The organism is Roseomonas sp. HF4, from assembly GCF_005222755.1.
Lineage (GTDB): Bacteria > Pseudomonadota > Alphaproteobacteria > Acetobacterales > Acetobacteraceae > Neoroseomonas.
In genome coordinates this window covers 114823-134563 of record NZ_STGD01000009.1, presented here as the reverse complement: position 1 = coordinate 134563, position 19741 = coordinate 114823, and the positions used below count along the sequence as shown (strand labels likewise).

Genomic DNA, 19741 nt, shown 5'->3' with positions numbered 1-19741 from the left:
GTCAGCCCGCACCGCCGCCGATCGGCGCGCAGGCCCGCTCCAGCCAGGCGGCCGTTGCCGCGTCCACCAGCGGCGCCACCTCCCGCAGCACCCGCGCGTGATAGGCGTCGAGCCAGGCGCGTTCCGCCGCATCCAAGAGCGCGGGGTCGAGCAGCGCGCGGTCGAAGGGGGCCAGCGTCAGCGTCTCGAATTCCAGGAAGGGCTTCGGCGCGCCGGGCATTTCGGCCGGCACCACCAGCAGCAGGTTCTCGAGCCGGATGCCGTATTCGCCGGTGGCGTAGAAGCCGGGCTCGTTCGACAGGATCATCCCTTCGCGGATCGCGACCGGCTTCGCCGCACGGCTGAAGGCGACCGGCCCCTCATGGACCGACAGGAACGACCCGACGCCGTGCCCGGTGCCGTGGTCGTAGTCGAGCCCCGCCTGCCACAGCGCCCGGCGCGCGAAGGCATCGAGGTGCGGCCCCGCGACGCCGGCCGGAAAGCGCGCGGTCGCCAGCGCGATATGGCCCTTCAGCACGCGCGTCGCGCGGTCGCGCAGCGCCGCCGGCGCCGGGCCGGGCCCGGTCCAGAGCGTGCGCGTGATGTCGGTGGTGCCGTCGAGGTACTGCCCGCCGGAATCGATCAGGTAGACCTCCTCGCGCCCGATCGCGCGGTCGGTCGCCGGCGTCACGCGGTAATGCACGATCGCGCCGTGCTCCCCGGCGCCGGAGATGGCGGGGAAGGATTCGCCGCGGAAATGCTGGCCCTCCCGCCGGAAGTCGAGCAGGCGCGCGGCGGCCGAGATCTCCGTCAGCCCGCCCGCCGGCGCGGTCGCGGCGAACCAGGCAAGGAAGCGCGCCATGGCGGCGGCGTCGCGCCGATGCGCGGCGCGCGCGCCGTCGCGCTCCACCGTGTTCTTGCAGGCGCGCGGGATGCGGCAGGGGTCCTCCCCCGCGCTCGCCTCGGCGCCGGCGGCGCGCAGCCAGTCGGCGAACCAGGCGGGCGTCGCATCGGCATCGACGCGCACGCGCCGGCCGCGCAGCGCATCGAGCGCGCGGGGCAGCTCCTCGCGCGGGCGGACCACCACCTCGTTGCCCAGGTGCTGGCGCGTGGCCGGCGGCACCTTGGCCGGGTCCATGAACAGCTCGACGCGCTCGTCCGCATGCAGCAGCGCGAAGCCGAGGGCGAGCGGCGTATGCGCGAGGTCGCCGCCGCGGATGTTGAGCAGCCAGGCCAGCGAATGCGGGTCGGACAGCACGACCGCTTCCTCGCGCGCCTCGCGCAGCTGGGCGGCGGCCTCCGCGCGCTTCTCGGCGGCGCTGCGGCCTGCGAAGGCCGACGGGTGCGGCACGGCCTCGGCGACCGGCGGCGGCGGGCGGTCGTGCCAGGCGGCATCCAGCGGGTTTGCGGCGAGCGGCACGAGATGCACGCCCGGCACCGCGAGGCGCTCGATCGCCGGCGCCGGGTGCAGCCAGGGGTCGTAGCCGATGGTCATGTCCTGCGCGTGCGCGCGCAGCCATTCGGCGGCCGGTTCCTCGGTCAGGTGGCGGCATTCCCAGAGTGCGGGGTCGGTCTGTTCGCGCACCTGCAGGGTGTAGCGGCCGTCGGTGAAGACCGCCGCGCGGCCGGGCAGCACGATCGCCATGCCGGCCGAGCCCGTGAAGCCCGTGAGCCAGCCGAGGCGCTCGGCCGAGGGCGGCACGTATTCGCCGAGATGCTCGTCCGAGCGGGGGATGACGAAGCCCTGGACGCCCGCTTCGGAAAGGCGGGCGCGCAGAGCCGAGAGGCGTTCGCGGGGTGACAGGGTCGTGATCTCCGTTACTGCATTATTGCATCCATCCACAGGAAGTCCCGCACCTGACGCATAGCTCAGCTGTGGCCTTGGCGCATCACCTGTGATGTCCACGCACCTAGATTGCCAATCCGAAAGGACGGGCGGCGCCAAACGGACGCCTCCCGCGCACAGGACACTTACCATGGACGCCCGCATCACCAAGGCCGAGGCCGCGCTGCTCCTGCCCAACGCCACCATCCCTTCCCGCCGCATGGCCGAGGTCGAGGCCATCCGCCTCTCCGCCGCCGCGGCGCGCGATGCCGCCATCGCCGACGGCATCCGCCGAGCCGCCCGCGGCGTGTTCCGCTTCTTCGTCGCGCTGGGCCAGGCGGTCCGCGCCTATCCGACGCGGATCTCGACCTACCGCGCGCTGCGGGCGCTGTCGGACCGCGAACTGAACGACATCGGCATGACGCGCTTCGACATCGGCCGCGTCCTCGCCGCCGACATCGCCCCGCGCCCGGCGAACGACGCCGGCGAGCGGCCCACCCCCCGGGCCGCCTGACGCAGGCGGGGCAGCACCGGGTCCGCGGCTCCCCCCGGCCGCGGACCCGCGTGACCTGGATCGCAGGTGTCACGGCGGCGCCGCGATATCGGTTGGTGCAATCGCCACGCGCGGCCTAGCCTCCCCCGGCGACACACACCGGGAGAGACGACCATGCTTCGAGTCCTTGCGATTCTAGGCTTCATGGCGCTCGGCGCCGCGCCGGCCGCGGCCCAGGCGCCCTGCCCGGCGAATTTCCAGGGCCAGAACGCGCCCGTCACCTGCCTCTGCGAGGCGCAGGCTGCGCTGTCAGGCTCCGTCTGGGGCACCGGCACCTACACCACCGACAGCCGCGTCTGCCGCGCCGCCGTCCATTCCGGCGCCATCCCGGCAACCGGCGGTACCGTGACCGTGACGCCCGCGCCCGGCCTGCCCGCCTATGCCGGCAGCGCGGCGAACGGCATCACAACCTCGAACTACGGGCCCTGGAGCGCGTCCTTCACCGTGGCCGCGCCCGGCACCAAGGGCGCGGACGGCCAGACCGTCGCCGCCTGCCCGAACACCTTCCAGAACCAGTCCGGCGCGCTGACCTGCAGCTGCGAGACGCAGGCCGCGCTGTCCGGCTCGGTCTGGGGCACGGCGATCTACACGACCGACAGCCGCATCTGCCGCGCCGCCGTCCATGCCGGCGCCATCCCCGCCACGGGCGGCATCGTGACCGTGACGCCAGCGCCGGGCCTGCCCGCCTATCCCGGCAGCGCGGCGAACGGTATCACCACGTCGAACTACGGGCCCTGGAGCGCGTCCTTCACCGTGGCGACGGCCAGCGCCGCGCCGGCCGCTGCCGCCGGCCCCGCCGCCTGCCCGGCCAACTTCCAGGGCCAGAGCGCACCGATCTCCTGCGCCTGCGCGCCGGAGGCGGCGATGTCGGGCTCGGTCTGGGGCACGGGCGTCTACACGACCGACAGCCGCGTCTGCCGCGCCGCCGTCCATGCCGGGATCATCCCGGCGACCGGCGGCGTCGTGAACGTGGTGCCCGCACCGGGCCTGCCGTCCTATGTCGGCACGCCGGCCAACGGCATCACCACGTCGAACTACGGGCCCTGGAGCGCGTCCTTCACCTTCCGGCGCTGATGCGCCGCATGCCCCGGCCGGGCCTCGCGCCCGGCCGGGCGGTTTTCCTCCGTCCGCCCCTGCCCTAGCCTCGCGCAGGACCGACCGGAGGACGCCCGCATGCATCTCGGCCTCTTCATGATGCCGCTGCACCCGCCGCAGCGCCCGATGCACGAGACGCTCGCCGAGGACACCGAGAAGTCCCTCCTCGCCGACCGCCTCGGCTTCGACGAGCTCTGGGTCGGCGAGCATGTCTCGGCCACCTCGGAGCCCATCGCCTCTCCGCTCATGTTCATGGCGGGGCTGATCCACCGCACGCGGCTGACCTTCGGCACGGGCGTCGTCAACCTGCCGCACCGCCACCCCGCCATCGTCGCCGCCGAGGTCGCGCAGTTCGACCACATGTCGGGCGGGCGGCTGATGTTCGGCATCGGCTCGGGCGGCCTCGCCTCCGACTTCGAGCTGTTCGGCGACATCGCGCCGATGGAGCGCGGCAAGCGGATGCTCGAAGCCATCGGGACCATCCAGGCGATCTGGGCGCAGGACCCGCCCTACGACCTGCCCGGCCCCACCTGGCCGATCCGCCTGAGCCGCACCGTGCTGCCCGACTACGGCGTGGGCTTCATGCCGAAGCCCTTCCGGCCCGGCGGGCCTTCCATTCACATCTCCGCCCGCCAGCCCGAGAGCTTCGGCGTGACGGTCGCGGCCGCGCGCGGCTGGGGCGTCATCAGCGCGAACTTCGTGGCGCACCGGGTGCTGGCCGGCCATTGGCGCAGCATGGCCAAGGGCCTGGCCGAGGCCGGCCGCCCCGTGGACGGCGCCAACTGGCGCGTCGCGCGGAACATTGTCGTGGCGGCGACCGACGCCGAGGCCCTCGCCCGCGCCACCGCCCCCGAGGGCGCCACGCGCTACTACTTCGACTACCTCGGCAGCCTGGCCAAGCGCGGCGGCCTGGCCGGCACCATGACCCCGCGGGAGGACATGGACCCGATGCAGGCGACGCCCGAGGACATGATCGAGGCCTGCGTCATCGCGGGGTCCCCGCGCACGGTGCTGGACCGGCTGGTGGCGCTGCGCGAGGAAGCCGGGCCCTTCGGCCATCTGCTGATGCCGGGGCTCGACTGGTCGGGCATCAACGCGGCCTGGGAGGCGGAGAGCATGCGCCGCCTGGCGGAGGAGGTGATGCCGCGGCTGCGCCAGCATGCGGGAGCGACCGCGAAGGCGGCGGAGTGAAGGACGGGGGCGTGGGGGAGATTCTCTCCCTCCCCCGGCTCCTCGCCCACCGTTCCAGTCATACCTGGCGCACGAAGGTTTCACCTTCGTGCCCCTCAAACGCCGGGCGGGCCGCATCCGCGGCCCTTGGCTTCGCCGGACAACCGGCGGGCCGCAGCCGCGGCCTCGGCCCTTCGGGCCGAACGTTGGAACTTCGTGCGCCTGGTATCAGAAGCAGGTCGGGGGCGGCCCCAGGACGAAGGGCCGGCGGATCGCTCCGCCGGCCCTTGCCGCATTGTCGCGCTTCACGCCTCCAGGTGCTCGGCGCCTCGCGGCGCCTGCGCCCTTCGGCGATCGCGGGGATCAGGAATGCGCCAGCATCGCGAGCAGCAGCAGTGCCACGATGTTGGTGATCTTGATCATCGGGTTCACGGCGGGGCCCGCCGTGTCCTTGTACGGGTCGCCGACGGTGTCACCCGTGACGGCGGCCTTGTGGGCATCGCTGCCCTTGCCGCCGTGGTGGCCGTCCTCGATGTACTTCTTGGCGTTGTCCCAGGCGCCGCCGCCGGTGGTCATGGAGACCGCGACGAAGAAGCCCGTGACGATCACGCCGAGCAGCATGGCGCCCAGCGCCTCGAAGGCCGCGGCCTTCCCGCCGATCGCCAGGATGCCGAAGTAGACCACGACCGGGGAGAGGACCGGCAGCAGCGACGGGATGATCATCTCCTTGATCGCGGCCTTGGTCAGCATGTCCACCGCGCGGCCGTAATCCGGCTTCTCGGTGCCTTCCATGATGCCCGGCTTTTCCCTGAACTGGCGCCGGACCTCCTCGACCACGCTCATCGCCGCGCGGCCGACCGCCGTCATCGCCATGCCGCCGAACAGGTAGGGCAGCATGCCGCCGAACAGCAGGCCGACCACGACGTACGGGTTGGACAGCGAGAAGGTCAGCGACCCCATGCCCTGGAAGTACGGATACTGCGCGGAATTCGCCGCGAAATACGCGAGGTCCTGGGTATAGGCCGCGAACAGCACCACCGCGCCGAGCGCCGCCGAGCCGATCGCATAGCCCTTCGTCACGGCCTTGGTCGTGTTGCCGACGGCGTCGAGCGCATCGGTCGTCTGGCGGATTTCCTTGGGCAGGCCTGCCATCTCGGCGATGCCGCCCGCGTTGTCCGTCACCGGGCCGAAGGCGTCGAGCGCGACCACCATGCCGGCCAGCGCCAGCATCGTCGTCACCGCGATGGCGATGCCATAGAGCCCCGCCAGCCCATAGGCGACCAGGATGCCGAAGATGATGACCAGCGCCGGCAGCGCCGTCGATTCCATCGACACGGCCAGGCCGCGGATCACGTTGGTGCCGTGGCCGGTCTCGGAGCTTTTCGCGATCGCCTGCACGGGCCGGAAGTTGGTGCCCGTGTAGTATTCCGTGATCCAGATGATCAGCGCCGTGACGACCAGCCCCACCACGCCGCACAGGAACAGCGAGAAGGCACCGAAGGATGCGCCCGCCGCGGTCGCCGTGCCGAAGCCGAAGATCATGTAGGACAGCGGCAGAAGTGCGACCAGCGACAGCACGCCGGTCACCGCGAAGCCGCGGTACATCGCCCCCATGATGTTGTTGGAGGCCGGCAACTTCACGAAATAGGTGCCGACGATGGACGTCACCACGCAGACCGCGCCGATCGCCAGCGGGAAGATCATGCCGGCCTTGAGGTAGTCCGTGCCCGCGAAGGCGATCGCCGCCAGCACCATCGTGGCCACCATCGTAACCGCGTAGGTCTCGAACAGGTCGGCCGCCATGCCGGCGCAGTCGCCCACGTTGTCGCCCACGTTGTCGGCGATGGTCGCGGGGTTGCGGGGGTCATCCTCGGGGATGCCGGCCTCGACCTTGCCGACCATGTCGCCGCCGACATCCGCACCCTTGGTGAAGATGCCGCCGCCGAGCCGCGCGAAGATGGAAATCAGCGAGGCGCCGAAGCCGAGCGCCACCAGCGCGTCGATCACCGTGCGGCTGTTCGGCTCGAGCCCGCCGAGCACCACGAGGATGAAGAAGTAGACGGCCACGCCGAGCAGCGCGCCGCCGGCCACCAGCATGCCGGTGATGGCGCCCGACTTGAACGCGACGTCGAGTCCGCCGGCCAGCGAGCCGATCGCCGCCTGCGCCGTGCGCAGGTTGGCGCGCACCGAGACGTTCATGCCGATGAAGCCGGCCACGCCCGACAGCACGGCGCCGAGCAGGAAGCCGACCGCGACAGCGATCCCGAGCCGCCAGGCGACCAGCACGAACAGCACCGCGCCCACGATCGCGATGGTGGTGTACTGGCGCTTCAGGTAGGCGCTCGCGCCTTCCTGGATGGCCTTGGCGATTTCCTGCATGCGCTCGTTGCCCGGATCGCGCGAGAGCACGTCCTTGGCGGTGATGACGCCGTAGGCGATGGACAACGCCCCGAGCGCGATCACGATGATCAACCAGACGGTCAGCAACTTAAGGACTCCCCCAAAAGGACGCGGTCTCGCGGCCGCATGGCGCCCGCCAGCGGGCGGGCGGCACACTCTCTAGAGGGGGAAGGGGAGGACGCGCAACCGGGGCCGGGGCCGCTAAAGGCCCGCCCCGGCGTGCCTTCAGGCCGTCCGGGCCCGCTCGATGGCCTCGACGATCAGTTGCTTCGCCTCGACCGAGCCGCCCCAGCCGATGAACTTCACCCACTTGCCGGGCTCGAGATCCTTGTAGTGCTCGAAGAAATGCTGGATCTGCTCGATCGTGATCTTCGGTAGGTCCGTGTATTCGTGGACATGCTCGTAGCGCAGGGTCAGTTTCGGCACCGGCACGGCAATGATCTTTTCATCGCCGCCGCCATCGTCTTCCATCTTCATGACGCCGACCGGGCGCACGCGGATGACGGCGCCGGGCACGATCGGGCGGGTATTGGCCACCAGCACGTCGATCGGGTCGCCATCGGCCGAGAGCGTATGCGGAACGAAGCCGTAATTCCCCGGATAGCGCATCGGCGTGTGCAGGAAGCGATCGACGATGAGCGTCCCGGCCGCCTTGTCGAGCTCGTACTTGATCGGCTCGCCGCCGATCGGGACCTCGATGATGACGTTGACGTCGTTCGGCGGGTCCTTGCCGATGGAAATGGCGTCGATGCGCATGGGGCGGGTGCTCCGGGGCCGGGGGCGGCGAGGTAGCAGAGGTGAGGCGCCGCGCCAAACTTGAAAGACCCGGCGCCACCCGGCGGCTTGTGCGGCCGGCGCGCGGCGGCCACGCTCGGCGCATGGATGCCCGCACACGCTTCGCCACCGCCGCCACCACCCGCGCGCCCGAGGTCACCGCCCTGGCGCGCCGCCTGATGGCCGTGCCCTCCCCCAATCCGCCGGGCGATGTCCGCGCCTCAGCCGAGGAAGCCGCCGCCATGCTGCGCGACCTGGCGCCGGAGGCCGCGATCAGCCTGCACGCGACCTCGCCCGAGGTGACGAACCTCGTCGCCCGCATCGCCGGCGCCGGGCCGGGCCGGGTGCTCGCCTTCAACGGCCATCTCGACACCTACCCGGTGAACGAGGCGCTGCCCTGGACCGTGGACCCCTTGCGCGGGGAGGTCCGCGACGGTCGCCTCTACGGCCGCGGCGCAGCCGACATGAAGGGCGGCATCGCCGCCTCCATGCTCGCCTTCGCGCTGCTGGCCGCGCACCGCGACGCCTGGCGGGGGGAGGCGATCCTGACGCTCGCGGGCGACGAGGAATCGATGGGGCCGCTCGGCACGCAGTGGCTGATCGAAAACATCCCGGGCCTCGCCGCGGCAGACGGCGTGATCATCGGCGATGCAGGATCCCCGCGCGTGCTCCGCTTCGGCGAGAAGGGCTTCCTCTGGGTCGAGGTCGAGGCCTCGGGCCGCGCCGCACACGGCGCGCATGTCCATCTCGGCGAGAACGCGGTCGACCGGCTGCGGGCCGCGCTCGATGCCGTGGCGGCGCTGCGCGACCTGCCGGTGGACGCGCCGCCGGCAGTCACCGCGGCCATCGCGGCGGCGAAGCCGGTCAGCGAGCCGCTCGCCGGGGCGGGGGAGGCGCGGGTGCTCGGCGCCGTCACGGTCAATATCGGGCAGGTCTCGGGCGGCACGGCGCCGAACCTGGTGCCGGCCTCGGCGCGCGCCTTCTGCGACATCCGCCTGCCGGTCGGGCTGTCCTGCGCGCAGGCCGAGGCGGCGCTCGCCGCTGGACTAGACGCCCTGCCCGGCATCGCCTGGCGCGTGCTGCGCCGCTTCGAGCCGAACCACACCGACCCCGCCGCCGACATTGTCCGCCTGACCCACGCGGCGGCCGAGGAGGTGCTGGGCGGCACCGTCGCCGTGAACATGCGGGTCGGCGGCTCGGATGCGCGGCTGTTCCGCATGGCCGGGCGCCCGACAGTCGTCTACGGCCCGACGCCGCACAACATGGGCGGCGCGGACGAATGGGCCGATGTGGCGGAGCTGGAGGCGGTGGCGCGGGTGCATGCGCTGGCGGCGTTTGATTTCCTCGCCGGCTGACGGCAATCAGGGACCCGCATGGGCCTGTAGCTCAATGGTCAGAGCGGGCCGCTCATAACGGTCTGGTTGCAGGTTCGAGTCCTGCCGGGCCCATGCGGACCGCACGCCGGAGCCGCCTTGGACGACGCCCCCGCCCTCAGAATCCTCGTCCTCGGCGCCTATGGGCTGATCGGCGGCGTTGTGGCGGACCGGCTGGCGCTGGCGGGGCACCGGGTGACAGGCCTCGGCCGCGCCGTGGCCGCGCCGGCGCTGGCCCGCCCGCACGTCGCCTGGGTCGCGCGCGACATCGCCACCTGCCGCGCCCCGGCCGACTGGGCGCCGGTCCTGGCCGGCATCGACGTCGTGGTAAACTGCGCCGGCGCGCTGCAGGACGGCCCGCGCGACGATGTCCGCGCCGTGCAGGCCGAGGCCATGGTCGCGCTGTTTGCCGCCTGCGCGCCGGCCGGGGTGCGGCGCATCGTGCAGGTCTCGGCCGCCGGCGCCACGCCCGACGCGCCGACCGAATTCATGCGCAGCAAGGCCGAGGCCGATGCCGCGCTCGCCGCCTGCGGCGTGGACTGGGTGGTGCTGCGCCCGGGCCTGGTGCTGGCGGCCGAGGCGTATGGCGCGACGGCGCTGCTGCGCGCGCTGGCCGCCTGGCCGCGCGCACTGCCCCTGCCGCTGCCGCTGGCCGGCGCCCGCGTGCAGACCGTGGACGTGGCGGAGGTGGCCGACGCGGTCCTTGCCGCCGCCGAGGCGCGCATCCCGATGCGCCGCGCCTACGATCTGGTGGAGGACGCGGCGCAGACCCTCGCTGGCCTTCTGGCCGCGCTGCGCGCCTGGACCGGGCGAGCGCCATTGCGCCTGCTGCCGGCGCCGGCGCTGCTCGGGCGTGCCATGGCGGCGGCAGGGGATGCGGTGTCGCGCCTGGGCTGGCGGCCGCCGCTGCGCAGCACCGCGCTGGCCGAGATCGGCCGCGGCGTGACCGGCGACCCCGGACCCTGGCGCGCGGCGACGGGGCGCGGCCTGCGCCCGTTGGCCGAAACGCTGCGCCGCCGCCCGGCCACCGTGCAGGACCGCTGGTTCGGTCGGCTCTGGCTGCTGAAGCCACTGCTGGTCGGCGGGCTGTCGGCCTTCTGGCTGGCGAGCGGCGCGCTCGCACTCGCCAGCCCCGCAGCCGCCGCGTCCGTGCTGACCGCGCGCGGCATGGCGGAAGGCCCGGCGCTGGCGCTGGTGGTCGCAGGCGCGGCGGTCGACCTCGTGCTCGGCGCGGCGGTGCTCGCGCGCCGGTTCATGGCGCCCGCGGCACTCGGCATGGTGGCGACCAGCCTCGCCTATCTCGCCGGCGGCACGTTGCTGGCGCCGGACCTCTGGGCCGATCCGCTCGGGCCGCTGGTGAAGGTGGTGCCGGCGATGCTGCCGGCGCTGGTGCTGCTCGCCACCGCCGAGGACCGATGAGTCTCGCCGCCGAACTGCTGCGCTGGCTGCACGTGATCGGCGCGGCGGTGCTGCTCGGCACCGGGGCGGGCATCGCCTTCTTCATGCTGATGGCGCATCGCACGAGGGACCCCGCGCTGGTGGCGCATGTGGCCGGCACCGTGGTGCTGGCGGACACGCTGTTCACCGCGACCGCGGTCGTGCTGCAGCCGATCACGGGCGCGCTGCTGGCCTGGCAGGTCGGCTGGAGCCTGACCGAGCCGTGGATCCTGCTGTCGCTCGCGCTCTATGTCCTGACCGGGCTGTTCTGGCTGCCGGTCGTCGCGATCCAACTCCGGCTGAGAAACCTGGCGCGCGCGGCGGCGGCCGATGGGATGCCGCTGCCGCCCGCCTACCACCGGCTGTTCCGCACCTGGTTCGCCTGCGGCGTGCCGGCCTTCGCCGCTGTGCTCGCGATCTTCTGGCTTATGCTGGCGCGGCCGTCGCTCGGCTGATCGGAGCGGAACCGGTCGGCGACCCGGGGCGTCCTTTGCGAAGGGCGGGGGGAGAAGGGGACTTCTCCCCCCGCCCCCCCCCTCAACCTTCTTTATCATTTGGCGCCGGACCGATCAGGATCGGCGCCAAGTCCCAGAGAAGGGAGGGGGCTCGGGGGAGGTTCTCCTCCCCCCACCTTTCGCCCGCCATGTCCGGTCGATGGAAGCACCGCCCTGTCGCGCTTGGCGTGCGCGGGGCCGGCCTGTAGAACCCGCGCGAACCCCCGAACCGCAGGTCGATTGCCCCATGGCCGCCTACCAGTACGTCTATGTCATGAAGAACCTCACCAAGTCCTATCCGGGCGGGCGCGAGGTCTTCAAGGGCATCACGCTGTCCTTCCTGCCCGGCGTGAAGATCGGCGTGCTCGGCCCGAACGGCGCCGGCAAGTCCACGCTGATGCGCATCATGGCGGGGCAGGACAAGGATTTCGGCGGCGAGGCCTGGGCGGCGGAAGGCGCGCGCGTCGGCTACCTGCCGCAGGAGCCGCATCTCGACCCCGCGCTGACGGTGGGCGAGAACGTCCGCCTCGCCTTCGCCGAACTGAACGGCTGGCTCGCCCGCTTCAACGCCATCTCCGAGAGGTTCATGGAGGAGATGGGCGAGGAGGAGATGAACACCCTGCTCGCCGAGCAGGCCGAGTTGCAGGAGAAGATCGACGCCGCGAACGGCTGGGAGATCGACCGCCAGGTCGAGATCGCGCTCGATGCGCTGCGCTGCCCGCCGCCCGATGCGGCCGTGACGAACCTGTCGGGCGGCGAGCGCCGGCGCGTGGCGCTCTGCCGCCTGCTGCTCGAGAAGCCGGACATGCTGCTGCTCGACGAGCCGACGAACCACCTCGACGCCGAAAGCGTCGCCTGGCTCGAGCGCACGCTGAAGGACTATCCGGGCACGGTGCTGATCGTGACCCACGACCGATACTTCCTCGACAACGTCACCTCCTGGATCCTCGAGGTCGATCGCGGCCGGGGCATCCCGTACGAGGGCAACTACTCCACGTATCTCGAGCAGAAGCGCAAGCGCATGGCGCAGGAGGAGCGCGAGGAGAGCGCGCGCCAGCGCCAGCTCGCCGAGGAACGGGACTGGATCGGGCGCAGCCCGTCGGCCCGCCAGGCGAAGTCGAAGGCTCGCATCGCGGCCTATGAGGACCTGCTGCGCGCGAGCCAGGACAAGGCGCCCGACCCGACCGAGATCGCCATCCCGCCGGCGCCACGCCTCGGCAATACGGTCATCGTGGCCGAGGGCCTGTCGAAGGGCTACGGGGACCGGCTGCTGATCGACGACCTGTCCTTCAAGCTGCCGCCGGGCGGCATCGTCGGCGTGATCGGGCCGAACGGCGCGGGCAAGACCACGCTGTTCAGGATGATCATGGGGCGCGAGACGCCGGACGCCGGTACGCTGGTGGTCGGCGAGAGCGTGCAGCTCGGCTATGTCGACCAGAGCCGCGACAGCCTGGACGACAAGAAATCCGTCTGGGAGGAGATCTCGGGCGGCGACGACACCATCACCATCGGCAAGCGCTCGGTGCCGTCGCGCGCCTATTGCGCGGCCTTCAACTTCAAGGGCGGCGACCAGCAGAAGCGCGTGGGCTCGCTCTCGGGCGGCGAGCGCAACCGCGTCCATCTCGCGAAGATGCTGAAGACCGAGCACAACGTGCTGCTGCTCGACGAACCGACGAACGACCTCGACGTGGAGACGCTCCGCGCGCTGGAAAACGCGCTGATGGATTTCGCTGGCTGCGCGGTCATCATCTCGCACGATCGCTTCTTCCTCGACCGGCTGGCCACGCACATCCTCGCCTTCGAAGGGGACAGCCACGTCGAGTGGTTCGAGGGGAACTTCGAGGCCTACGAAGAGGACAAGCGACGTCGTCTCGGCGAGCACGCGACCGACCCGCACCGCATCAAGTACAAGCCGCTGGCGCGGTGACCGCGCGCCAGTCGCCCCCCATGCCCAAGGCCAGGGAAGGGCGGGGGTTCGGGGGAGGTTCTCCTCCCCCGACCTTCTTCCCCGCGCCATGACGCTCGCCGCGCTGCGTTCGCCCCGCCTGCTCACCACGGATCGCCTGATGCTGATCCCGCCGGGCCGCGAGAACCTGCCCGACCTCATCCGCCTCAAGGCCGATGAGCGGGTCTTCGGCTGGATGCTGCACGGCACCCGCAGTGCCGAGCGCACGCGCGAGGAACTGGAGGACGATGCCGATTTCTGGGAGGTGCGCGGCTACGGCACCTGGTGCGTCTTCGAGCGCGCGAGCGGCGACTTCCTCGGCATCTGCGGCTTCATGGAGCGGCCGGACGGCCGCGGCGTCGCGCTGCGCTATGCGCTCTGGCCGGAATGCCGCGGCCGCGGCTATGCGCGGGAGGCGGCGCGCGCGGCGCTCGCCTTCGGCCACCGGGCGGGCCTCGCGCGCATCATCGCCGTGGCGCGGGAGGAGAATGCCGCGTCGCGCGCCGTCCTGACGGACATCGGCATGGCCCCGGCCGGCGAGTTCCTGCACCAGGGCCACAGGATGCTGGTGTTCGAAAGCCGGGGCTGACCGTGCCCTGCCGGGCGCTGCGCCTGCCCCCCGGGTTCAGTCGAGCGTCTGTGGCCAGCCGATGAAGATGCCGACATCGCCCGGCATGCCGCCCGGGTAGTCGATGATGCGGGCGGCGAAGGTGAAGCCGCCCGGGGCGAGGTCCTTCTCCCACCACTCGTAGATCTTGTGCATCACGCCGGGCAGCGTGTCCTGCCAGCCTTCCAGGTGGTTGTTGATCCGCCGCCCGCCATCCTCGCAGAGCATCGATGGAAACTTGACCAGCATGAGTTCCCGCTCGCCGGCCTCGAAGGCGCGCCGGATGCGCGTCAGGGCGCGTTCGCGATCCTCGTCCGTGATCTGGTAGGTCTGCACGCGCTCGGAAAACAGCGCGAGATCGGCCTTCTTCTGCGCATCGACGGCCTCGGCCTCGGCGCGGCGGCGCTCGGCCGCGGCGGCCTTCGCGGCAAAGAGGTCCCTGAGCGTCAGGGCGGGCTTCGGGTCGGTCACGGGCAACGTCCTCCGTGGCGGTGGCGGTGGCAGCCGGACCTTACCGCCGCCACGGGCTGCGGCGCTTGATCGCCGTCAAGCGCGGGGCCTCAGCCCCGGCCTTCCCGCGCCGCGAGCTGCGCGATCTGGTTGCGCATCGCCTCGAGCAGGGATGCGACGCTGCCGCCGTTGCGCTGGATCACGGCCGAATATTCGCTACGCGTGGTCAGGCGCAGCGAGGTCCCCTCGGCGATCACGTCCACCACCCTGGGCTGGCCGTTGATCTCGCTGACCCGCCAGTCGAGCGAGAAGGCCGGGCTGTTCGGCCGCTCGATGATGGTGTTGACAAGCGCGTCCTCCTCGGTCCGCTGCTGGCTGCGGCCGAGGGTGAAGCGCACCCCCTGGTATTCCCCGAAGCGGGCCGAGAGGTTGCGCACGATGATGTCGTCGAACAGGCGGTTGTATTCCGCGAGTTCCGCGGGCGTGGCGCGGCGCACGTGGCGGCCGAGGATGAAGCGGCCGGTGCCCTCGATGTCGACGGCCCGGCGCAGGATGCCCGCGACCTTGTCCCGCCGCGCCGGCAGGTTCAGCCGCTGGTCGTTGATCGCGGCCACGAGGTCGTTGCCGGTCGCCTGGACGAAGGCGGTGGCGCGCGCCAGGTCCATCTCGGCCCGGCCGGGGCGCGGCAGCGCGACCAGCGCCGCCGCGAGGAAGGGGGAGGTGAGGAGGAGGCGTCTTTGCATGGCGGGAATATGGGTCATGGCGGGGGAATTCCGAGTCACGGCGCCGCGCCGCGGGGCGGCGTCGGGGCCGCATCGGGCCGCGGCGGCTGCGTCACGCCCTGTCCGAAGCCGGTGACGCCGGCCGGGGCCACGGTGCCGACGCCCGGGGTCTCCTGGTTGCGGATCTCGAAGGCGCGCCGCTGCCGGTAGGCGGACCGGAGCGTGGAATAGGGGTCGAGGGAGGTGGCCCGCACCTGGTCGATCGGCTCCAGCAGCGCTTCGCGCGTGTCGACCACCGTCAGGCCAAGCCGCACCCAGCCGGCGGCGTCCACCGCCGCGCCCTGGCCGAGCCAGGTCAGCGGGTTCATCGCGATGTCGACGCCCTGGCCGACCAGGTCGCGGGGGGAGGACGGGCCGAACAGGGGGACGAACATGTAGAACCCCTCCCCCGCGCCCCAGACCGCCAGCGTCTGGCCGAAATCCTCGGAATGGCCGGGCACGCCCCAGTCCCGCGCGACGTCCAGGATGCCGCCCAGGCCGAGCGTCGAGTTGACCATGAAGCGCCCAAGGGTGATGCGCGCGCGCGTCACCTCCCCCTGCAGCAGGTCGTTGGCCAGGATGACCGGCGCGCGCAGGTTGCCGAGCGCATTGCGGATGCCGTTGCGCACGGGCTGCGGCAGGATGTCGCGATAGGCCTCGGCCACGGGTTGCAGCACGAAGCGGTCGGCGACCTCGTGGATCTCGAACAGCGCGCGGTTGGCGGGCTCGAAGGGGTCGTTGACCTGCCGGAACTCGGCCAGGGCCTCGGGGTCGTCGGCCGGCGGGCGCTCCGCGCAGGCCGCCAGGCCAAGGGCGAGGGCCAGCGCCAGGGACGCGCTGCGGAAGGCGGGGCGGGCGAGCATGGCGCCCGAATACAGGTTTCGCGCCGCCCTTGGAACGGGTCGCGTGCGGGTCTTGTGGCGGGGGCGCATCGACCCAGTCTAGCAGGGGCGCCTTGGCGCGCGATGAAGAGCTTCGTGACCCTGCGCAACGAAGTCTTGCCAGCACGCGCCGGACGGGCGAGACGGGCGCCCCCGGGTCGGGGGATCGCCGGGACGAAGGATGCACGCGATGAACCATGCCATGAGCGGAACGCTCGCCCGCTGGCTGACCGGGCCCCGGGTGGCCGGGCTGCCCGCGCCGTCCGACCTGCCGCCGCCGCGCCTGTCCTTCGAGTTCTTCCCGCCCAAGACCGAGAAGCTCGAGGACCAGCTTTGGGCCTGCATCCGGCGGCTGGAGCCGCTGGCGCCGCGCTTCGTCTCGGTGACCTACGGCGCCGGCGGGTCGACCCAGGAACGGACGCACCAGACGGTCGCGCGCCTGGCCGCCGAGACCGCCCTGACGCCCGCCGCCCACCTGACCTGCGTGGCCGCGACGCGGGAGGAGGTGGACGCCGTCGCCCGCCGCTACTGGGAGGCCGGCGTGCGCCACATCGTGGCCCTGCGCGGCGACCCGCCGGCCGGCGCGAGCACCTACACGCCCCACCCCGGCGGCTACGCCCAGGCCGAGGACCTGGTGCGCGGCCTGAAGCGGATCGCGGATTTTGAAATCAGCGTCGGCGCCTATCCCGAGACCCACCCGGCCGCGACCTCGGCCGAGGCGGACCTCGACTTCCTCAAGCGCAAGATCGACGCCGGCGCGACCCGCGCCATCACGCAATACTTCTTCGACACCGACGTCTTCCTGCGGTTCATCGACCGCTGCCTGGCCAAGGGCATCACGGTGCCGATCGTGCCCGGCATCCTGCCGGTGTCGAACTTCCAGCAGGTGGTGAAGTTCTCGGCCATGTGCGGCGCGTCCGTGCCCGCCTGGATGGGCCGCCTGTTCGAAGGCCTGGAGGAGGACGCCGAGACGCGCCGCATGGTCGCCGCCGTGGTCGCGGCCGAGCAGGTGCGCCTGCTGCAGGCCAACGGCGTGGACGAGTTCCATTTCTACACGCTGAACCGGCCGGACCTGACCTATGCCATCGCGCATATCCTGGGGGCACGGCCGAAGGCGCCCACCAAGGGCTGACGGCGAGCCGGCGGCGGCGCCACCGGCGGTTTCGGACAAATTCCGCGGCTCCACCGCGCGGGACGGTTTCGGACGCTTCCAGCCCGGCCGGGGCTGCGCGTCGGTTTCGGACAAATGGCCGGCGGACAGCGCGGACCGACGGACGGGCGGGCGCCGGCTGGGCGTCGCATCGGGCACGGTGCGGGCGCATGGGCGCATCGCGGGACCTCCTCTGCCGGCGGGCAGGATAGCCGTCGGCATCGCCTGGGACAAGAATATATTCCTGTACTGCGGCGCCGCTGAAGGCGGGGGGAGAAGGGAACTTCTCCCCCCCCCCAACCTTCTTTATCATTTGGCTCCCGGCCTCCCGGGGTCGGCGCCAGGTTCCAAAGAAGGGAGGGGGACCGGGGGGAGGTTCCCCTCCCCCGGCCTCACCCCGACCGCACCCGCGCATAGACCGGCCGCAGCAGGAACGGGCTCAGGAATAGCGGGAACTGGCACAGCGCGAAGAACAGCAGGATGCGGTCATCCGTCGCCGCCGGCAGCACCGCCAGGTACAGCGCCATGTTCCGGTTGCCCGAGAGCAGCCCGCCCGCCAGCGCCACCCGCCGCCCGGCCGGCAGGAACGCCAGGGCCGTCACGAGGTTGAGCCCGAGGTTGCCCGCGAAGGCGAGCGCCAGGCCGCCCACGACCCAGGCCGGCTCGGCCAGCAGCTTCGCCAGCATCCCGTCCATCACGCCGAAGCCGTAGAACACCACGAGCCACACCACTGCCCCGTCCACGGCGGGGCCGGCGCGTTCCAGCGCCGCACGCGCCACGACGCCGCGGATCGCGATGGAGAGCAGCAGCGGCAACCCGACCACGAGCACGAGCCGCAGCATGAGCCCGGGCAGCGAGATGGCGAGGTCGATCCCCATCAGGCCGAGCGCGATCGGCGGCGCGGTGAACGGGACCAGCAGCGTCGTCACCAGCGCGACGAGCAACGAGACCTCCCCGTCCAGCCCGACCAGCCGTGCGAAGGCGGGGGAGGAGGTGGCGGCGCAGCCTGCCGCCATGATGACGAGCCCCGCGCCGAGCGGCCCGTCCAGGCCCGTGGCCCAGGCGACGCCGAAGGCCAGCAGCGGGCAGGCGAGCAGCACCCAGGCCGAGAGCGCCGCCACCATGACCGGCCGCCGCAGGTAGGACAGCAGCCGCGCGGGATCGACGCGCAGCAGCACGAGCGTCATCAGCCCCGCGACAGTGATGGTCACGACATCGCGGAACAGCGCGGCCAGCGGCGGGGCCAGCAGCCCCGCGAAGATGCCGAGCGCCAGCAGCCCGCTGCCCTGCCGGGCCGACCAGGAAAGGGCGCGGAGCAAAGCGCTCAGCCGCGGAGCAGCCGCCGGTAGGCGGGCTTGAGCAGGAAGGGGCTCAGGAACATCGGGATCTGCCCGAGCGCGAAGAACATCAGGATGTCGGGGTCCGCGCCGGCCGGCAGCACGGCCAGGAAGACCGCCTGGTTGCGGTTGCCCGCGAGCAGTCCCGCCGTCAGCGCCGCCCGCGCGCCGAGCGCGGGCGCGAGTGCCGCCGCCGTCAGCGCGTTCAGCCCGAGATTGCCGCCGAAGGCCGCGGCGATGCCGCCCAGCACCCAGAGCGGGTCAAGCAGCAGGCGCGCCTGCACGCCGTCCATGACGCCGAAGGCGAAGACCACGAGGGTCAGCACCGCAGCACCGTCGATCGGCCGTGCCGCGCGCTCGAGACGCGCCGCGCCGGCGATGCGGCGGACCAGCAGCGCCACGAGCGCCGGCAGCCCCACGATCAACAGCAGCCGCAGCATCAGCCCGGGGACCGAGATGGCGAGGTCGAGCCCGAGCAGCCCGAGCGCCAGCGGCGGCGCCGTGAAGGGCAGCAGCGCGGTGGTGACGACCGCGACGACCAGGCTGACCTCGGCGTCGAGCCCGACCAGGCGCGCGAAGGCGGGGGCGGAGGTGACGGCGCAGCTCGCCGCCACCAGCACCACGCCGGCGCCGAGCGGCCCGTCCATGCCGAGCGCGCGCGTCGCCGCGAAGGCGATCAGCGGGCAGGCGAGCAGCAGCCAGGCCGAGAGGAAGGCGACGACGCGGGGCCGGCGCAGCCAGGCCATGACCTGCGCGGGCTCGATGCGCAGCAGCACGAGCGTCATCAGCACGGCGACGGCAGGTGTCACGACGTCGCGCAGCGCGGCGGCCAGGGGGGCGACCGCGATGCCCGCGAAGATGCTGGCCGCGAGCAGTGGGCCGCCGTGCCGGGCCGGCCATTCCAGGAGGCGGAGCAGTGACAGGGTCGGGCGGCCCCGGCGGTTGGAGGTCTGGCCCCGAGGTTCTATATGCCATGGCGTGCGTACGCCATCCTCGCTCCTCACCCTGCTTGCGGGGCTGGTCCTTTTCGCCGGGCCGGTTGTCGCCGGCTGCACCGATCCACCCACGCCCGGCGTGGAGTGGCGACGATGCCTGCTCGATTCCGCGGACCTGCCCGGCGCCGACCTGACAGGGGCGCATCTGCGCGATGCGTCGTTCCAGCGGGCGGCGATGGCCGGGGCGAGGCTGGTGGAGGCCGATGCGCAGAATGCGCGGTTCGTCTCGACCAATCTGGAAGGGGCGGATCTGTCGCGGGCGGTGCTGCGATCGGGCGACTTCACGCGCGCCAACATGCGCGGGGCGACGCTGGTCGGGGCCGACCTTCGCCGCGCCACGTTGTTCCGTGCCGACCTGACGGGTGCCAACCTGACGGGCGCGGATCTCGGCGGGGCGAACCTGTCCGGTGCGCTGCTGGGTGGCGCGCGCTGGACCGACGGCCGCCGCGTCTGCTCCGCCGGGTCGGTCGGAAACTGCCAGTGATGCCCCGCGCCCCGGGTCCCGAAGAAGGGAG

General features: G+C 72.4%; 18 protein-coding genes and 1 tRNA gene. 11 read left to right on the top strand and 8 right to left on the bottom strand.

All coding sequences use genetic code 11. The features are described from left to right. Window position 1: 1 nt before the first annotated feature. Window positions 2-1822, bottom strand: a complete 1821-nt coding sequence (locus tag E8M80_RS15035) for an aminopeptidase P family protein (protein WP_240790053.1) — start codon at window positions 1820-1822, stop codon at window positions 2-4. 133 nt (window positions 1823-1955) lie between these two features. Here E8M80_RS15035 and E8M80_RS15030 point away from each other — a divergent pair, with 133 nt between their 5' ends. From E8M80_RS15030 to E8M80_RS15020, 3 genes are all read left to right on the top strand, one after another. After that, complete coding sequence (locus tag E8M80_RS15030; RefSeq protein ID WP_240790052.1) at window positions 1956-2318, top strand: DUF1127 domain-containing protein; 363 nt, start codon at window positions 1956-1958, stop codon at window positions 2316-2318. A 153-nt stretch (window positions 2319-2471) separates the two neighbouring features. Next, complete coding sequence (locus tag E8M80_RS26955; protein WP_137126518.1) at window positions 2472-3431, top strand: LCCL domain-containing protein; 960 nt, start codon at window positions 2472-2474, stop codon at window positions 3429-3431. A 99-nt stretch (window positions 3432-3530) separates the two neighbouring features. Further along, window positions 3531-4643: an LLM class flavin-dependent oxidoreductase gene (locus tag E8M80_RS15020; protein WP_137126517.1), complete on the top strand. Its 1113-nt coding sequence runs from the start codon at window positions 3531-3533 to the stop codon at window positions 4641-4643. A gap of 342 nt (window positions 4644-4985) precedes the next feature. On the opposite strand, the gene E8M80_RS15015 is transcribed toward E8M80_RS15020, so the two are convergent. Next, complete coding sequence (locus E8M80_RS15015) at window positions 4986-7106, bottom strand: sodium-translocating pyrophosphatase (RefSeq protein WP_370287450.1); 2121 nt, start codon at window positions 7104-7106, stop codon at window positions 4986-4988. A 141-nt stretch (window positions 7107-7247) separates the two neighbouring features. Continuing rightward, window positions 7248-7778: an inorganic diphosphatase gene (gene ppa / locus E8M80_RS15010; RefSeq protein ID WP_137126515.1), complete on the bottom strand. Its 531-nt coding sequence runs from the start codon at window positions 7776-7778 to the stop codon at window positions 7248-7250. A gap of 122 nt (window positions 7779-7900) precedes the next feature. Between ppa and E8M80_RS15005 the strand changes: the two genes are divergently transcribed. The 6 genes from E8M80_RS15005 (at window position 7901) to E8M80_RS14980 (ending at window position 13634) form a co-directional block, all read left to right on the top strand. Beyond that, entirely contained in the window at window positions 7901-9151 is a 1251-nt protein-coding gene (locus tag E8M80_RS15005; protein ID WP_137126514.1) for a M20/M25/M40 family metallo-hydrolase, read from the top strand. Window positions 9152-9171: 20 nt separating this feature from the next. Next, window positions 9172-9244, top strand: a tRNA-Ile gene (locus E8M80_RS15000). A 24-nt stretch (window positions 9245-9268) separates the two neighbouring features. After that, window positions 9269-10588 (top strand): SDR family oxidoreductase, encoded by a 1320-nt coding sequence (locus E8M80_RS14995; protein ID WP_137126513.1) that lies wholly within the window; start codon window positions 9269-9271, stop codon window positions 10586-10588. Then, window positions 10585-11061, top strand: a complete 477-nt coding sequence (locus E8M80_RS14990; RefSeq protein WP_137126512.1) for a DUF2269 domain-containing protein — start codon at window positions 10585-10587, stop codon at window positions 11059-11061. Before E8M80_RS14995 ends, E8M80_RS14990 begins: the two co-directional genes overlap by 4 nt. Window positions 11062-11347: 286 nt before the next feature. Next, window positions 11348-13027 carry an energy-dependent translational throttle protein EttA gene (gene ettA / locus E8M80_RS14985; RefSeq protein WP_137126511.1) on the top strand — a complete coding sequence of 560 codons (1680 nt, stop codon included), beginning with the start codon at window positions 11348-11350 and terminating at the stop codon, window positions 13025-13027. An 88-nt stretch (window positions 13028-13115) separates the two neighbouring features. Next, the gene (locus E8M80_RS14980; RefSeq protein WP_137126510.1) at window positions 13116-13634 is read left to right on the top strand and encodes a GNAT family N-acetyltransferase; all 519 of its coding nucleotides are present in this window, start codon (window positions 13116-13118) and stop codon (window positions 13632-13634) included. 36 nt (window positions 13635-13670) lie between these two features. Here E8M80_RS14980 and E8M80_RS14975 read toward each other — a convergent pair whose 3' ends face one another. From E8M80_RS14975 to E8M80_RS14965, 3 genes are all read right to left on the bottom strand, one after another. After that, entirely contained in the window at window positions 13671-14123 is a 453-nt protein-coding gene (locus E8M80_RS14975) for a hypothetical protein (protein ID WP_137126509.1), read from the bottom strand. Window positions 14124-14212: 89 nt separating this feature from the next. Next, window positions 14213-14845, bottom strand: a complete 633-nt coding sequence (locus E8M80_RS14970) for a phospholipid-binding protein MlaC (protein ID WP_137126508.1) — start codon at window positions 14843-14845, stop codon at window positions 14213-14215. Between the two features lie 35 nt (window positions 14846-14880). Continuing rightward, on the bottom strand, window positions 14881-15726 hold the full coding sequence (locus E8M80_RS14965) for a VacJ family lipoprotein (RefSeq protein ID WP_170979436.1): 846 nt from the start codon (window positions 15724-15726) through the stop codon (window positions 14881-14883). Window positions 15727-15946: 220 nt separating this feature from the next. On the opposite strand from E8M80_RS14965, the gene metF reads away from it, so the two are divergent. After that, entirely contained in the window at window positions 15947-16876 is a 930-nt protein-coding gene (metF, locus tag E8M80_RS14960) for a methylenetetrahydrofolate reductase [NAD(P)H] (RefSeq protein WP_240790051.1), read from the top strand. Between the two features lie 410 nt (window positions 16877-17286). On the opposite strand, the gene E8M80_RS14955 is transcribed toward metF, so the two are convergent. Together E8M80_RS14955 and E8M80_RS14950 are read right to left on the bottom strand one after the other, a co-directional pair. Then, the gene (locus tag E8M80_RS14955) at window positions 17287-18213 is read right to left on the bottom strand and encodes a hypothetical protein (RefSeq protein ID WP_240790050.1); all 927 of its coding nucleotides are present in this window, start codon (window positions 18211-18213) and stop codon (window positions 17287-17289) included. A gap of 5 nt (window positions 18214-18218) precedes the next feature. After that, a complete protein-coding gene (locus E8M80_RS14950) occupies window positions 18219-19235 on the bottom strand; it encodes a bile acid:sodium symporter family protein (protein WP_137126504.1) in 1017 nt (338 codons plus the stop codon). Here E8M80_RS14950 and E8M80_RS14945 point away from each other — a divergent pair. After that, a complete protein-coding gene (locus E8M80_RS14945) occupies window positions 19210-19710 on the top strand; it encodes a pentapeptide repeat-containing protein (protein WP_170979422.1) in 501 nt (166 codons plus the stop codon). The genes E8M80_RS14950 and E8M80_RS14945 overlap by 26 nt on opposite strands. The last annotated feature ends 31 nt before the right edge of the window (window positions 19711-19741 follow it).